This window comes from Deltaproteobacteria bacterium, assembly GCA_016930875.1.
In the GTDB taxonomy this organism is placed as follows: Bacteria; Desulfobacterota; Desulfobacteria; order Desulfobacterales.
The window spans coordinates 1-15,148 of sequence record JAFGFW010000046.1; the positions used below are offsets into that span (position 1 = coordinate 1).

A 15,148-nucleotide genomic window follows, 5' to 3' on the forward strand; every position below is an offset into this window, starting at 1 on the left:
CCAGCGTGCGTAGGGCTTGTTGATTAGGGCCTACTTACTTATGTGTTGCAGGAAATGTTTCATGGTGCTAAGAGTCTGAGATAAACGTATGGCTGAAAATACTCTAGGCAAGTTCGGAACGAACGTCCCGGTTCTCCCCACCCGAGAGCTGAAACTTAAACGGATATAGCAGGATGTAAATCTTTGCTATCCACCCAACCTTTTGAAATCTCCGAATTTTTGTGATATCCAGATAGAATCAGAGCTGAGGGCCATGGTTTTTCTAAAACCGATGATCGACAAGGCAACAATCGTGGAGACCGTATGGGGCGCATACTATTATTTGTCCTAATCTTAGCAGCTTTGTCCTGTGAAGACAGATCATCTCCACCGGGCACAACAGACACAGTCCGCTCACCTCAGATCCGCTTTGATAAGCGCTCTGAATTCGGTCGCATTCTGGTGGTGGACGAAGGCGGCATGCGCAACCTCCGGTTTGGTACCGAAGACGCTGGCAACCAGAGCACGATCTCACTTTCAAGTCCCAGCGCAGTTCCAATGGAGTATATCCGTTTTGCGATGCTCGGTATGGCGTTAACTCCCCAACGCGAGCGTGCACTCATGATCGGTTTAGGGGGTGGCGCCTTCACGACGTTGTTACGACGACACTATTCCACCTTGTGGATCGACGTCGTGGAGATTAATCCAGTTGTAGTCGAGGCCGCCAAGAGATTCTTCGGTGTGCGAGAAGACCCACGCTTTCGTATCCACATAGAGGACGGCGCCGCTTTCATACAGCGAACGCAACGTTTATATGACCTGATTTTCCTTGATGTACATACAGGAGACGCTATGCCCGAGCACCTGGCTACGGTCGAGTTCTTCAACGGGGTCAAGGCGAACTTGTCCACCGGTGGAGTCGCAGTTCTTAATGTCTGGGACGAGGGAGAGAGAGAAACGCTAATTAAGAGGAGCTTCCGGGCCACGTTTCCAGCGACGGCGTGTATCCGAAGCACAGATGGCTTCAATCTGGTTCTCTTCGGCAAGGCTCTTGGGACAATGCCAGCGCATGCGGATTTGGTGACAGCAGCCCGCCAGCTCACATCGGATTTGGGCCTATTCTTTGATCTCGCCAAAGTGGCTGAGCGACTGAGGATAGAGTGCTCAGGACCATAGCCTGGGTGTCCATTCCGAAAGTTTAAAGTAGAAGTGGCGGTAGGCACAGATCTTAACAAGATTTGCGATATGGGTCAGAAATCTTTAGCAAAATCGTTTGGTTGGCAAGTGTAACAGTTGGCAAGACATCTCGAATCTTCCACCGCCGGCTTCGACCCATACATATCTTTGGCCTTGAATTGGTGATGACTGGAGGGTTCCCGCCTTTGACAACTCATAGCCGTCTAATGTATCATGGGTTTAAATGATAGCAAATCCTATGAAAACACCATAAACTTCACCAGGAAGCCCTATGGGACTGATAAAGGCTCCATGCGTCGTATTGAAGATGCGTTTGCTTGGAGCCTTTTTTATTTTCATGGTAATCGGAGGATCTCCTGATGGCTAACAAACCGACTTACAAAGAATTGGAACAACAGGTTAAGGAGTTGAGGAGGCAAGCCGTTAAGCTGGAGCGGGCGGAGAAGGCACTGAAGGTTGAGCGGAAAAGGCTGTTTGCCCTTCTTGATGGGCTCCCGGGATATGTCTATCTTCAGGGGCCGGATCATTCTATCCGTTTTGCTAACCGCTCCTTCCGGGAACGCTTTGGAGAGCCGGAGGGGAGAGCCTGTTACCAAGTTATTACGGGGCGAGATAAGCCTTGCAAGTTGTGCCGACCGTTCAGTGTCTTCGAGACAGGAAGGCCGCTAGAGTGGGAGTGGGTCCGGGGCGATGGGAGGGTTTATCAGATCTACGACTACCCTTTCTCGGACATCGATGGTTCACCACTGGTGCTTGAATTGGGCATCGACGTTACCGAGCGCAAGCATGCGGAAGAGGCGCTGCGGCGGAGTGAGAATAAGTATAAAACGTTGCTTGAACATCTTCCACAGAAGATATTCCTCAAAAACAACGCCTTAGTCTATTTATCCTGCAATGAGAACTATGCTCGAGATTTGAACATCAAGTCAGAAGAGATTCAAGACAAGACAGATTACGACTTCTTTCCAAAGGCTCTGGCTGAAAAATACAGAGCCGACGATAAGAGAATTGTTGCCTCAGGGAACACAGAGGATATTGAAGAGAAGTACCTCCAGGATGGACAAGAAGTGTGGGTCCATACAGTCAAAACGCCTATCAAAGATGAAAAGGGAAATATCACAGGTGTGTTGGGCATTTTTTGGGATATCACGAAGCGCAAGCATGCGAAAGAGGCGCTCCGGGAGAGCGAAGCGCAGAAAAGGGCAATTCTTGACGCCTCAATCGATAGGATTCGTTATATTGATAAGGACATGAGAATCATTTGGGCCAACAAAACAACAGCTGAGGCATCCAACATGTCTCCCGAAGACTTGGTAGGTCAACTCTGCTTCAGACTTTTCGTTGGTAGAGATACGCCGTGTGAAGAATGCCCGACGAAGAAATCACAGGAAACCGGTCGGCTTGAAAGAGCCGTCATTCGTTACCCCCGAGTTAGGGGCATAGAGGGGGAAAGTTATTGGGATAATTATAGCGTACCTATTAAAAATGAAGCAGGCGATATTGTGAGCTTTATCCAGATTGCCAGGAATATCACTGATCAGAAGCGGGCCGCAGAACATATTCGGACTCTTACCCATGAGCTGATAAAGGCCCAGGAAAGAGAACGTCAGAAGATTTCCTGTGAGTTGCACGACAGCGTAGCACAAAATCTTGCCACAGCAAAAATCATCTGTGAAACGCTTTTTGTTAATCAGCCGACAGTCCCCCGCGAGATAAGGCATAGGGTGTCCGAATTGTCTAAGATTCTTCACGGATCCATTACAGCTGTGCGCGATCTGGCATATGACCTACGCCCCTCCGGTCTGGATCAATTGGGGCTGATCCAGACTACTTTTCAGTATTGTGAGGATTTCTCTGAAAAGACTGGGCTAAGCGTTGACTTTTCTTCCGCTGGTATGGATGATTTGAAAATGGATTCTGACACCGAGATCAACCTATACCGCCTGGTGCAAGAAGGTCTTAACAATGTCAGGAAGCATGCTGAAGCCACCCGTTCAATTGTGAAGCTAGTCTTATCTTTGTCTAACATTATCCTTCGGATAGAAGATAACGGCAAAGGTTTTGATGCGAACGACCGGTGGGTTACAGCATCGCAGGAGAAGCAATTGGGACTCACTAGCATGGAGGAAAGGGTTAGCCTGCTTGGAGGGACAATGACTATTCAATCCAGTCCAATGCGGGGCACAAAAATCTTTATAAAAGTTCCCTATGAGAGGGAAAAAGATTGACACAAAAGAAAACTATATTGATCGTTGATGACCATCCCCTTTTTAGGGAAGACCTCAAAGCTATTATAGGATGCGATGCCAGGTTCGAGGTGGTTGGGGAGGCAGGAGGAGGGCGCGAGGGACTCCAGGCGAAATTTAGGGGACGGGCGAAATTTAGGGGACGTTCGTGCAGAACGTGCACAATTTTTCTCTGCCCCCAACGTGCAAGGTCGGCCACAACTGATTGTTTCACAGCGAAGATGCAATGCAAGATTTGATTTAGCCGCAGACACACGCTGACTGACGCTGACAAATAGCTGGCCGAACTGGCCAGCTATTAACTGTCATGCCCTTCGGGCAATGTCTGTCCCGCCTGCGGGACTGATGGTTTTCATTTGCAACGTTAGGGTTTAAGAAACCCAATATAACCTCTCACTGAATTAGACAAAAAATATCTTTCCCGTTTCTGGACATCAGGTTCCATAAGTTCAAAGGCCTTTAGATCCGGATCCTTTTCCAGAAGACGATCCACGCATCTAGTGACAAGGTCATTATCTCCTGACGGGATTTCTTCCTGGACAAGGTCTTTCCATCTTAGAATCTGCTCCCGAAACCGCTCCAGCATCTGGTGCGAGCTGGGGGCATCTCCCCAATGGGCGTAGCACATGTGCTGGTCGTCAAAGGCCCTCAAACGATCTATGCTCGCCAAGAAGACTTCCAGAAAGAACCTGGGAGGAGTGGCTGGGCGCAAGTAATCAATATCTTGGATGGAGTAGTAATTCCCCCCGGCCTCACCGGCAAAAAGATGCCCCCCGTAGCCAAAACACAGATGGTGGGGGGCATGGCCCGGGGTATCAATAACGGCAAGGTTATCTATGTCGGCCTCGGTGTGGGAAATGAATTTCTCATGTTTCACGGCTCCAGGGGGGCCAAACGCCTCGGCAATCTCGGCAAGGACCTTGCGACTCCCCTCCCAAAGCCTTGTGGGATCCACAAGGTGTTTTATCCCTTTTTCGTGACACACAACCCTGGCCATAGGAAAACGCTCAAGACATTTGGCAAGTCCGCCTGCATGGTCAATGTGTATGTGCGTAAGAAGAATGTAATCCACCCTGTCCAGGTCCATTTTTTCCAGGGTTTCGATCAGGCTGTCCGCTGAATTGGCTGGGCCCACATCCACGACAAGATTGAGGTCTCCCCGATATACCCACGAACCGATGAAACGGTCAAAACCAGGAATGTCTTGTTTGATTCCTATGAGTGTGCAAGTGTCTTTTTTCAACACAAACCTCCAGGCCACCTCTAAAAATTGTCTATCGCCCCGATTATTGCGTTATGCTCAATGTGCTTCGCGAATCTTTCTGATATCTTCAACAATTGGGTCTTTTTTTATGTTCATTCTCCTTCAAGCTCCTCTGGAGAGCATATTACGGGGCAATTCATACCCATTTTCTTCAGCAACCCTGGCAATCCCCTTTTTTCATCTTTGCGTTATTGATGTGATGAAAGTTCCAAGTCACAAGAAAGTCCATGCCGTTGATGATAGCCAAAGCAAGCTGCGATATGATTTCCTCCTTTAGCCTCTTTCCAAAACCAGTCCCGATATGTATTTGGACTCTCAAGTAGTTAAGAATGTCCCCTTTAGTGTCTTGTTCGGCCTTTTGTTACGATGACAATACTCGGGAATTAGAACATTATGGGGTCTATACGCAATAGGACTTCCTGAAGTAGATCTTCCGGGCATTTGCTAATGAGAGCCGCCTTTCTAGCTCTGTAATCAAGAGAACGCAACTGATCTGACATGATCACCCCTGTGACTTTTTTACCTTTGGGTATGGCTACATAGAATGGATTTTTACGCTTTGTGTTGCTGATGGGGCAAACAAAAACAAACCCCAACTTTTTATTAAAAGCGCTATGACTTACTACTAAAGCTGGCCTGCTTCCCTTTTGTTCATGTCCAGCTTGTGGGTCAAAATTAAGGCGAATAAAATCTCCGCGTTTTGGGATATAGCCTACCAAACTTCCTCTCCTTCAGGTTTGCCCCATGAAACTTCTACGCTGGGCTCTTGCACTTGGGCGAGCAACTCGTCTAATGTGTATTTCTTTTGGTGAGACAAGGGCTTTAAAATCAATTTTCCATCCTCTAGTGAGCAACTTACCCGATCTTTTACGCCCAGATGGAGTGATTCTAATACGTGCTTTGGAAGTCGGATACCAAGTGAATTGCCCCATTTCCCAATTTGTAACTCCATATTATCTTGCATAGTTATACCTCCTTACATAAATGATATACATTGTATATCCGCAATAGAAGAATGTCAATTAAAAAATTGGTTTACTGGAATTGCTTTTGAGGCCTAACCCGCACACCTCGCATCTTTGGGGACATGCTTGACTAGTTTGACTTGGACCTTATTGGGGACCTCCTGTAATCGTCACCCTCGCAGACACCGTCAGATTAACATAAACAGAAGTCCAAGTAGTGATTCCTGAGAAATAAGTCCCCTTTTCTGGGCCTGAAACGGGAGAATTTTGGGGGACATTCTTTAGTTTTCAAGTTAATTCCGGTGTGTATATCCTCTGACCAACAGACCATTAAGCGCACCTGACGCGTTTATCTTTGACCTGTACAGCACGCGATAACCTTATGAAAAGACTTCGTCGACAGAAAACTTTGAAAGAAGAACAGCCCCCTTTTCCGTCTTCACCCCCAAAAGTTTGACAAATGCCAGAATGTCTACTAAATGCCTACTTGTAATGTAAAAAAGCAGCGTCCTGGGTAGTGCGTACCCTCCTTTCCCGTTCTAAACGTAGCTCATGGGAAATTGTTTTTTGGGACGCTGTGAGGGAGAACCAAGTAATGAGGCAAAACGCAAGAAACCTCAGGGTTGAGGAGGCAAAGCAGACTCAAGACACTGAGGGCAAAGTCTCCAAAGGTTCTTCAGGGGTGTGCTTGTTTCCCGCCAGGCTTGATACGGAGACGCGGATCGCCAAGGCAACTGCTAAGAAGCTTAACATACCCTTTGTGGATCCTTTGCGTGCGCATATTGAGCCCGCTGCTGTTTCTCTGATTGATTCACAGGTAGCCATGAGGCGGCAAGTTTTACCCATCCGCCTTGTCGATGATACGCTGCTGGTGGCCATGGCCTCTCCAGGCCAGTCAATTGCGGTCAGAAGTCTTGAACTCCTCACCGGGTGCAAAATTCGTCCCGCTGCTTCCCCGAAGAGCTCACTTCTTACGGTCCTGCGACAGGTCTACGGACAACCTGCGGAGGGCACTGTCAAACCCAGGCAGGAAGTGCCTCAAGCGACACGAGAAAAAGACACTGAGGAAGCGAGAACCAGGGCTCTCACCCTCTCTGTCATCTCGAACAAAGGGGGTGTGGGGAAGACACATTTTTCCATCAACCTTGCCTCTGCATTGGCTAAAACTGGAGCCAGAGTTCTTCTCATCGACGCTGATCTGGGTAGTGCGGACATTTCCAACAAGCTCGGCATCTTCCCTAAACATAACCTGCTGGATTTCCTAAATAAAGATAGTGGGCTGGAAAATCTCGTCGTGCCAACAAGATTCCACTTCGACCTTATATGCGGCGCATGCGGTGAATTGAGATTGGCCAATCTGTACTACGCCCAGAAGGTGAAGTTCCTCAGGCATTTCAAAGTGATAAGTCAGGGCTATGACTTTGCTGTCTTCGACCTTAGTGCTGGAATTGGACACGCAGTTCTCGATTTCGCATTAGGAGCTGATCAAACGGTGATCGTGACCACGCCCCAAGACCTAGTGTCCGGATACGCGTGTGCAAAGGCCGGTTTTTTCCGGTTTAAGCAGATCGAGGAAAGATTGGAGGGAAGACTTCCCAAGTATATTCCTGCGCTCACATTTTCTCCAATCTTGGTGATCAACCAGGTAAATCATCTTGAGCAGGGGGTCAAAATCTATGACGGGATTAAGAAAATTGTAGACAAGAGTATTAATACACGTGAAGCCCGGTTCCGAATGAAGCCTGAATATCTCGGAAGCATTCCGTACGACAGGAGTACTCTGCGCACAGCAGAGGAAAAAAGGCGTCCCTTTCTTCTCCACTGCCCCTATGTCAAGGCGTCCCAGTGTGTAGAACATATGTCAAAAAGATTCTACAAACCTGAGGACCCTTATAAATTGAAGGTAAGTTTTAAACATCCTTTCAGACGGTTTCTTGCAATAGCGGCTCAAAAGATTTAAGCTGCCCGCTAATCCTTTCACAGTTATACAGATCCACGCTGCTTGATGAGGGAACGGAATTGGTCGCCTCAGTTTATGCTGCCTTTCACCGTTAGAATTGGAAGTAGGCGAATCCGCGTCTGTCAATGAAAACATCTATCCGTTTTGAAAAATCGATACCCAACTGCCTGTCCAATGCTTGTCTTGCAAGAAACTCGCTGACCTTAAGATCCTGCTTTATTTCTGTTTTGTACTCACCCCGCAAGACTTCGGTTACCACACTACTAACGAAACCCGCCTTTTCTGCATCTTCCGGCCAGTAGTATGCGATAGTAACCACTTCGGATGTCGGAAACGCTGGGGCGCTTACTACGTTTTCTGCCTCGCCGGCAATTGTCATGCGAGAAGCCGTAGCTCTGAAACCCTTCTCAGATAGCTTCCGGACTATGTTTTCGGAAAAGTTCTTCGCCCAAATGCGGTAGTTTATGACAACCATATACTTAGAATTATTCTGGAATTCGGTTTTTTCCTTCTCTGTCTCTGTTTTTTTAGTGTTCAGTTCCGTCTTGTAGGCTGTAAATGCATCTTTCTTGACGGATTCTTCGGAGAGATCAGCAACATGTTTCTCAAGGCCCGCAAGCCGGAATTCTATTGGTTCTCTGTCTTTTCGGCCTGCTTCCTTCAAGTTGGCAGTGTTTGCTTCAAGCTGTTGTCTCAAGACAACGAATGTTTGGTTCAGTTCGGCTACCCTGGTCTGAAGTCCTTTTGCTTCCTCTTCATACAGGTTTGCTTTCTCAATCGCATCATTCATCTTGTCTGAGGCTCTCTGAGCAAGGTTACGTGCCACCGAAGCGGCTACTTCGGCGCTGGATGTCGCCTCCGTGGTTCGTTTAAGTTGATTCTCGATAAGATTGTCGACAGTGTCGCGAATCAAAAGTGGCACCCAGAAATAGCCAAAAACACCAAGGAAGGAACCAACAACCGCAATGGCGAGGACTACAAGCCAACACCTTCTTTTTGCCCACTTAATCTCATCTTTGAGGCTCTCAAGCACTCCTATCCGATTGAGACCATACATCTCTTCAGAGGAAGGCTCCCATTGCTCCTGTTCTTGGTTATCATTCGATGCTGTCATTTTTTGTGCCTCTGTTAATTTGGTTAGGGGCCTTCAAAGGGATATTCCATCACCCGGAAAAATACATTTGTCTACAAGAGGACAAGAGCTTGGGGCTCATCATGGAATCTCTTTATAATTGACGGCTTCGTAAAAAGTCCATCTGCGACGTTGCACTTCATCTTTCGTCATTGCGACGTACCGTATGTACGCCTCATTCCTCAAGATTCGCGCGCCTTGCATCTGGAGCTTTTTACTGTGCCGTCTGTTTGCGGACTTTTTACGAGTCCATCATAATTAGCTTTTGCGGGGAACAGAAAATCTTGGATTATCGCTATCATAACCGCGCTGTTTTTACAACGATTTCCAACGCGAGTTGACTTTTCAACCCATGACGACATTCATTGGAACATCAAATCACAGAGAGACCTCTTTGGGGACATCCGTGGCTAACACAACCTATTGGGGCAAACAGCAGACACGAAGGCTACGCGTTTTGTTTTCCCGAGAGGGTGTGAAGAACACCCCGTGTCTTCCATTCCTGTGAACGTATCCAACCTTTTGCGATCCCCAATTTTTTGTGATATCAATATAGAATCTGAATGGTCTCCTCCCATGCCTTAAGGGAGCCGTATTGACGTTGTCTTAGGGAAATGAGACCTTTGCAAAATGTTCTGGGGGATACGGGTTGACCAAGTTTACGGTTTGTCTTTTGTGGTTTCTGTGGATTAGTCCAGCAGCAGGTTCGTCTGAACAACCGGCGTTGGGCAAATCTACCAGTATCCCTGCCAGTTCATCAGAATCGGAAGTCGTGGAGCGACCCTCCGTTGACATGAACTTCCAGGACGCGGACATCCGTGATTTCATAAGCTACGTCAGCGAGGTGACAGGAACGAATTTCATCATCGGCCCCCATGTTAAGGGACGCGTCACGGTGGTGTCGCCCACAAAGGTCCCGGTGAATGAGGTTTTCAGTTTTTTTCAGTCGGTACTTGAGGTTCACGGATATACGACCGTGGAGGATGGGGGTGTGGTTAAGATCGTTTCCTCAGCAACGGCTCGGGGAAAAAGTGTAGAAACAGGGCTCTCAGAGGAACTGGGAATCGCACAAGACAGGTTCGTAACGCGAGTGATCCATCTCAACTATCTTAGTCCGGACGACGCGAAAAGCCTGTTGACTCCCCTGGTGTCCGAAGGTGGCGTCATTGTTTCTCACGCCCGGTCAGGGACGCTGATTATCACGGATTTCCTTCCTAACATTCAACGGTTGCAAAAGATCATTAAGGCCGTTGATGTGCCAAAGGCTCAAGAAGAGAACTCGGTCGTTGGAACATGAGGATACGGAAACGCTCACAAACGACAAAGAGGATTGCAGGTTTTTCTGAGATCGGGGTGACATGACAATCAGGGTCAAATCCTTTGCCGTCTCTGTTTTCATGGCTTGGCTATGCCTTTGTCCATGCCTTGTGCATGGTCAACACACACGGCCCCTTAGTGAGCCCATCGTGGTCAAGGTCATTCGCCTTGATCACGCGGATGCAGAACAGCTCGCCTCTGTTTTGCGACCTCTGCTAACCAAAGACGGCCGGATCACAGCTTATTCGGCCACCAATACCCTTATCATCAGAGACAGGAAATCCCTCGTTGAACAATTGGTTAGAGTGATCAAGGGGGGGAGTGAACCCTGAACGAAAAGCAGCGGGGACAAAGCAGCGGGAAGCCCCGTCTTCAAGTCCTATTTGGGCAACAGCCAGTGTAGGTTTGACACCGGCGCTATTCTGTTAGACGGTCTCCCCTGAGAGGCACAAAAAAGGGTGTGAGGGAGGTTTGAACAATGAAAAACTGCAAGCGGTTTATGATGTCCATGCCATGGGACGGCAAGTCCTTTCGAGGCATTGCCCTACTGCTCTTTATTACCTCTATGGCCATGGGACCATCCATCGCCCATGGAGGGCTCGCCGACCTGCTCAAGGGCCTTCAACAGGCCGTGGGGCTCAGGGGCGGACTTTCCGAGACAAAGATCATTGAGGGGCTCAAGGAGGCCCTCCAGGTTGGGACCAAGAACGCCGTGGAGGTCGTCTCCAAGGTGGGCGGCTACGCAGAGAACCCCCAGATCCGGATCCCCCTTCCGGGCGCCGTCCATCAGGTCGAGCAGATCATCCGGACGGCCGGGTACGGCGAGCAGCTCGATGCCTTTGAAATGAGCATGAACCGGGCCGCGGAAAAGGCGGCACCTCAAGCCAAGGCCATCTTCTCGGATGCCATCAAGGCCATGACCATCTCGGATGCCGCCACCATCCTTAAGGGCCGGGAGAACGAAGCCACCCTTTATTTCAAGGACAAGACCCATGACCCGCTCAGCCAGGTCTTTAAGCCCATTATCCGGGAGGCCATGTCCGGCGTGGGGGTGACCAGAAAGTTTCAGGCCCTAAACGACATGGTGCGCACCCTCCCCTTTGTGCAGCAATTCACCTTCGACCTGGACCAGTACGTGAACGACCGGGCCCTGGAAGGGCTCTTCTGGATGCTCGCCCAGGAGGAAAAGAAAATCCGCCAGGATCCTGCGGCCCGGGTGACCGATCTGCTGAAGGAGGTCTTTGCGAAGCAACCCTAGCCTCTCACAGACGGTACGGAGAGGCCGTGAATGGGGAAAGACGTGGAGCAATGGTTGCTCAGGCAATCTACGGTTTCCTCATTCTGGCGGTTTCCGTTTCCTGGTTGTGTCTGTGTGCGTCTGCGGCAAGAACAAGGCAACTCTGAACCCGGAACCGAGGAAGGGGGTCCCTATGGAAATCATGCGCATCAGGATCGGTAGAATTTCGTTTTCCTCAATCGGGCGTTTCACCGCAGCGGGCTTCCTGTGCCTGGCTCTTCTTGCAGGGGCTGCCCATGCACAGGTGACAATGCCTGCCCATGGCGCTCTCAAGCAAATGACCCAGGAGGCCATGCTCGATTTTGCCTTGGCAGTGAAGGCAAAGGATTTTACGGTCTTCTACACAAAGATATCCCAACTCTGGCAATCCCAGACCACCAAGGAGCAATTGGCCCAGCTCTTCAGGTCCTTTATTGATCAGGATATCGACTTGACCATCCTGGCCGGCCACGAGCCTGCCTTCAAAAAGAAACCCTATCTGGACCCTAACGGATGGCTGGCGCTGCAAGGGGGCTATGAGGTTTACCCCTTTATCGTAGACTTCACCCTCAAGTACCTTTACGAGGCCCCGGCATGGAAACTGGTAGGCATTGATGTGGAAACATCGCCCATGGCGGGATCCAGGCCCACACCAGGGGCCATGCCCACAACAGAGGAACTCCAGAAGATGGTGGAGGACACCATGCTGGATTTTGCCCGGGCCGTCAACTCCAGGGATTTTTCCGGGCTTTATGCCAGGCTTTCAGAAAGTTGGAAAAAGCAGATCACGTTAGAGAAACTGGCCGCCACCTTCAAGCCTTTTTCAGACAACAACATTGATTTGACGGGGCTCAAGGGACATGAGCCCGTATTCACCCAGGCGCCCTCGATAAACGAAAAGGGGTTGCTGCGCCTTAAGGGCATCTATAAGGTCTATCCGCTTGGGGTTCCCTTTGATCTCACCTACATTTATGAGGCGCCATCGTGGAAGCCCTTTGGCGTGAATGTCAAGGTCACCCCCATGGCCGCACCCAAGGCCCAGACAGGCGGTATCCCCCCGGAACCACAGCTCAAGGAGCTGGCCCACCGCACCATGCTGGACTTTGCCCGTGCCGTGAAGGCAAAGGACTTCGGGGATTTTTATGACACCGTGGCAAAGGTCTGGCAGAATCAGACCCCCAGAGATGCATTCGGCCGCCTCTTTAAGGCATTTACAGACAAGAACATCGATCTTACCATCATCGATGGGCTCGATCCTGCTCTTGAGAAAAAGCCCTATCTGGACAATAACGGGTGGCTTCATCTGGACGGGGCCTATCCCACAAAGCCGTCGGAAACCCATTTCAACCTGAAGTATTTCCCGGGGGATGGTGGTTGGAAGCTGGTGGGCATAAACATTCAGATCAGGTAATCCCCCTGACTTCCCGAACCGCTCTCTCATAGAGGCTACAAAGAGACGGGGAAGCGGGCGAGAGACCAAAAAGAATCTCTCACAGAGTTCACAGGCTTTTCTGTCACAAAACCGACCTGGGAGGAAACACATGCTTGAGATGGTGAAGAAACACAGGGCCAATCTGGGACGATTCTGGTGCGCCTTCTGTCAGCTTACAGGATGCATCGCCTTTCGCAGTGTCGCCATAGACACACCGGATGTATGGAATCGCCTCTTTGCCGCCTTTGCCCTCAACCTGGCCCTAGTGGGCCTGGCCTGGGTGACCATCTACGGCCTTGAGAAGCGGATCGTCGACCTCATGAAGGGGTGAGGCCGAGAAGCGGGGAAACGAACTGGCGAGAGAAAAGAATGTATCTCACAGGCCGAGAAGCCCCGGAGGAAGATCGTGCTCGGGACGGGAAGAGGGACATTCTATACTGGTGTTGTTGTGGGCGAGTCCCAGGTGTTAGCATGGCACCTGGAAAAATCTGATTCACCGTGCAACATGTCAAGGTGAAGCTTTCGATGGCCTAAGCCTGATTTCTGGTTCCGCTAACCGTACAGATTTTCTATATCCCTCATATGATAACAAACGTTCTTGATAGTGAGATTGCCATGTCAATTTTAGCTTTCTCTCTAAATCAGAAAAGGGTCTGCTTCACTATTTTCCGAACAAACCTTTCACCTTGTCGGTGACTGCTTCCACCTCCTTTTTGGCGTCTTCGCCAGCTGTCTCCAATTGCTTTTTAGCCCTATCGCCTGCTATCCCGATATTCGAACCCAGGGCCTTAAGCCCTTGGTTCAGGGTATCAGTGACAGCCGGGGAAATGATGTTTTCGTACAGCGCCGCGAACACTTCCTCAAATGCCTCGGCAGGCGATGCGCCATTCTTTTTCTTTCCAATATCCTTGAGGTGGATGTCTGGCAGCGACGCGCTTACGGTCTTACCAGCAAGCACGGACATAGCTAAGTTTACCTTTCCGTCACTCACGATGAAGTTTCTGATCAGGATCTTCTTCCCTTCGCCTTCTTTCTGAGGCTGCTTTTTGGAGGGCTCGCCCGGATCCACGGTGCTTTTCACGTTGTTTAAAATGGTTCTGAAGTTGTCTGTTCCGCGCAACTTCTCATAGGTGACCTCAGGACGAACCACCTCTATCTTGTCAATAATGATCGTCTCTCCAGTAACAGACCCCTCATCAACATCCACATGGATTGATCCCACACTTATGGCCTTCGGCGACTTGAATCCCTTGGGGTTGCCGAGATAAAAGTCTTTCAGATTGGCCTCCCCTGAAAATATGGACACACTCACATCCGCCAGGCGCACCTCTGTCTTTGTTATTCTTGGACCGTATGTGTTCACCGCACTCTTGATCATGGGGCCGAGGTTGGAGATCCCTACAACTAGGAAGATGATAATGAAGATGACGACCCCGCCGCCTATAAGGATCCATTTTTTCATAATTCACTCTCCTTCCTTCTTTGGAAACTGGAAACTGGAAAATTGCTATTTCCATTGGTATAGAAAATATGATGGAGACTTAATTCTTAACCAAGTAAATATGACGGGGGTTTTTGGATGTCAACCAAATATGAACAGTAAGGATCATCATTCGTTAAAAGCAGTGTCAGCACTGGCTATGGCCGTTTTAGACTTTCTGGATATTGTACTCATCATGACCGCCTTGACTTTGCACGATTTCTTCCGTAATAGGCTTACAGAAGGACTCGTCGACCATAACAGATTCCGTCCAACAATAAAAAGACGCCGCTGTTACGACTCGACTCGTAGATACCCAAGAAGTAAACTTATCAGTACCACCACCCTTGAGCGCAAGCATGTTTTCATATGTTTGGAGAGCTATGTTGGATACAACGAACTAATTTCCAATAATCCAATGATTACAGGGGAGGAGTCATGGCAGACTACCTTGGGGGCCGTGCCGCTGCCCGGTACGAATACGCTTTCACAGAAAAAAGCAAGTTTTCCCAGTCTCTCGAGTTCCTGTACGATTTCGACGATAGCGACAATTACAATGTGAATTCAGAAACAGCACTGATATCTGCATTGAGCGACTATCTCTCGCTGAAGGCAAGCTATGTGATCAAGTATGATCATCAACCTGTTCCTTCAACTCTGGAAGACACGGATACCATTTTGGCTGTCACGCTCGTCGTTAATTTTTGATCATAATTGCTTGTATGAGAAAACTGCTTAACATGTTGAATGCTATGATGAAAAACCGCAAACCATGGCTGGTGAATGCTACCTCAATGTCTTGACAGGAAACACAGTTGCTTTACCCTATAGTTGCATAAACAACATGGCAAAAGGTTCAAAAAAGCAACAATAGCCTTTCTTTGCGGTCTTTTTGAGTGA

General features: G+C 49.1%; 14 protein-coding genes. 9 read left to right on the forward strand and 5 right to left on the reverse strand.

All coding sequences use genetic code 11. The annotated features are described in order from the left end of the window. The first annotated feature begins 303 nt into the window (after positions 1-303). Both JW883_04455 and JW883_04460 read left to right on the forward strand, forming a co-directional pair. On the forward strand, positions 304-1,155 hold the full coding sequence (locus tag JW883_04455; protein ID MBN1841521.1) for a fused MFS/spermidine synthase: 852 nt from the start codon (positions 304-306) through the stop codon (positions 1,153-1,155). 380 nt (positions 1,156-1,535) lie between these two features. Next, positions 1,536-3,404 (forward strand): PAS domain-containing protein, encoded by a 1,869-nt coding sequence (locus JW883_04460; protein MBN1841522.1) that lies wholly within the window; start codon positions 1,536-1,538, stop codon positions 3,402-3,404. A gap of 382 nt (positions 3,405-3,786) precedes the next feature. Here the strand turns inward: JW883_04460 and JW883_04465 are convergent, their stop codons facing one another. The 3 genes from JW883_04465 to JW883_04475 all read right to left on the reverse strand — a co-directional run bounded on the left by JW883_04465 (position 3,787) and on the right by JW883_04475 (position 5,638). After that, positions 3,787-4,665: an MBL fold metallo-hydrolase gene (locus JW883_04465; protein MBN1841523.1), complete on the reverse strand. Its 879-nt coding sequence runs from the start codon at positions 4,663-4,665 to the stop codon at positions 3,787-3,789. Between the two features lie 404 nt (positions 4,666-5,069). After that, complete coding sequence (locus JW883_04470) at positions 5,070-5,405, reverse strand: type II toxin-antitoxin system PemK/MazF family toxin (GenBank protein ID MBN1841524.1); 336 nt, start codon at positions 5,403-5,405, stop codon at positions 5,070-5,072. Next, the gene (locus JW883_04475) at positions 5,399-5,638 is read right to left on the reverse strand and encodes an AbrB/MazE/SpoVT family DNA-binding domain-containing protein (protein ID MBN1841525.1); all 240 of its coding nucleotides are present in this window, start codon (positions 5,636-5,638) and stop codon (positions 5,399-5,401) included. The genes JW883_04470 and JW883_04475 overlap by 7 nt, the downstream gene beginning before the upstream one ends. Before the next feature lie 608 nt (positions 5,639-6,246). On the opposite strand from JW883_04475, the gene JW883_04480 reads away from it, so the two are divergent. Beyond that, on the forward strand, positions 6,247-7,611 hold the full coding sequence (locus JW883_04480) for an AAA family ATPase (protein MBN1841526.1): 1,365 nt from the start codon (positions 6,247-6,249) through the stop codon (positions 7,609-7,611). 91 nt (positions 7,612-7,702) lie between these two features. Here JW883_04480 and JW883_04485 read toward each other — a convergent pair whose 3' ends face one another. After that, complete coding sequence (locus JW883_04485) at positions 7,703-8,725, reverse strand: hypothetical protein (protein ID MBN1841527.1); 1,023 nt, start codon at positions 8,723-8,725, stop codon at positions 7,703-7,705. A gap of 667 nt (positions 8,726-9,392) precedes the next feature. Here JW883_04485 and JW883_04490 point away from each other — a divergent pair. From JW883_04490 to JW883_04510, 5 genes are all read left to right on the forward strand, one after another. Then, positions 9,393-10,040, forward strand: a complete 648-nt coding sequence (locus tag JW883_04490; protein ID MBN1841528.1) for a hypothetical protein — start codon at positions 9,393-9,395, stop codon at positions 10,038-10,040. 61 nt (positions 10,041-10,101) lie between these two features. After that, positions 10,102-10,392: a hypothetical protein gene (locus tag JW883_04495; protein MBN1841529.1), complete on the forward strand. Its 291-nt coding sequence runs from the start codon at positions 10,102-10,104 to the stop codon at positions 10,390-10,392. Between the two features lie 146 nt (positions 10,393-10,538). Next, a complete protein-coding gene (locus JW883_04500; protein ID MBN1841530.1) occupies positions 10,539-11,318 on the forward strand; it encodes a DUF4197 domain-containing protein in 780 nt (259 codons plus the stop codon). A 172-nt stretch (positions 11,319-11,490) separates the two neighbouring features. Beyond that, positions 11,491-12,747: a hypothetical protein gene (locus JW883_04505; GenBank protein MBN1841531.1), complete on the forward strand. Its 1,257-nt coding sequence runs from the start codon at positions 11,491-11,493 to the stop codon at positions 12,745-12,747. Positions 12,748-12,877: 130 nt separating this feature from the next. Then, a complete protein-coding gene (locus JW883_04510; protein MBN1841532.1) occupies positions 12,878-13,099 on the forward strand; it encodes a hypothetical protein in 222 nt (73 codons plus the stop codon). 330 nt (positions 13,100-13,429) lie between these two features. Here JW883_04510 and JW883_04515 read toward each other — a convergent pair whose 3' ends face one another. Further along, a complete protein-coding gene (locus JW883_04515) occupies positions 13,430-14,230 on the reverse strand; it encodes a hypothetical protein (GenBank protein MBN1841533.1) in 801 nt (266 codons plus the stop codon). 456 nt (positions 14,231-14,686) lie between these two features. Between JW883_04515 and JW883_04520 the strand changes: the two genes are divergently transcribed. Then, positions 14,687-14,956: a DUF481 domain-containing protein gene (locus tag JW883_04520; GenBank protein MBN1841534.1), complete on the forward strand. Its 270-nt coding sequence runs from the start codon at positions 14,687-14,689 to the stop codon at positions 14,954-14,956. Positions 14,957-15,148 lie beyond the last annotated feature (192 nt).

Excerpts from the sequence above, each read along its gene's own strand:
- JW883_04460 (MBN1841522.1), top strand. The coding sequence starts at position 1,536 with ATGGCTAACAAACCGACTTACAAAGAATTGGAACAACAGGTTAAGGAG.
- JW883_04455 (MBN1841521.1), top strand. The coding sequence starts at position 304 with ATGGGGCGCATACTATTATTTGTCCTAATCTTAGCAGCTTTGTCCTGT.
- JW883_04495 (MBN1841529.1), top strand. The coding sequence starts at position 10,102 with ATGACAATCAGGGTCAAATCCTTTGCCGTCTCTGTTTTCATGGCTTGG.
- JW883_04475 (MBN1841525.1), bottom strand. The coding sequence starts at position 5,638 with ATGGAGTTACAAATTGGGAAATGGGGCAATTCACTTGGTATCCGACTT.
- JW883_04505 (MBN1841531.1), top strand. The coding sequence starts at position 11,491 with ATGGAAATCATGCGCATCAGGATCGGTAGAATTTCGTTTTCCTCAATC.
- JW883_04500 (MBN1841530.1), top strand. The coding sequence starts at position 10,539 with ATGAAAAACTGCAAGCGGTTTATGATGTCCATGCCATGGGACGGCAAG.
- JW883_04480 (MBN1841526.1), top strand. The coding sequence starts at position 6,247 with ATGAGGCAAAACGCAAGAAACCTCAGGGTTGAGGAGGCAAAGCAGACT.
- JW883_04485 (MBN1841527.1), bottom strand. The coding sequence starts at position 8,725 with ATGACAGCATCGAATGATAACCAAGAACAGGAGCAATGGGAGCCTTCC.
- JW883_04510 (MBN1841532.1), top strand. The coding sequence starts at position 12,878 with ATGCTTGAGATGGTGAAGAAACACAGGGCCAATCTGGGACGATTCTGG.
- JW883_04520 (MBN1841534.1), top strand. The coding sequence starts at position 14,687 with ATGGCAGACTACCTTGGGGGCCGTGCCGCTGCCCGGTACGAATACGCT.
- JW883_04515 (MBN1841533.1), bottom strand. The coding sequence starts at position 14,230 with ATGAAAAAATGGATCCTTATAGGCGGCGGGGTCGTCATCTTCATTATC.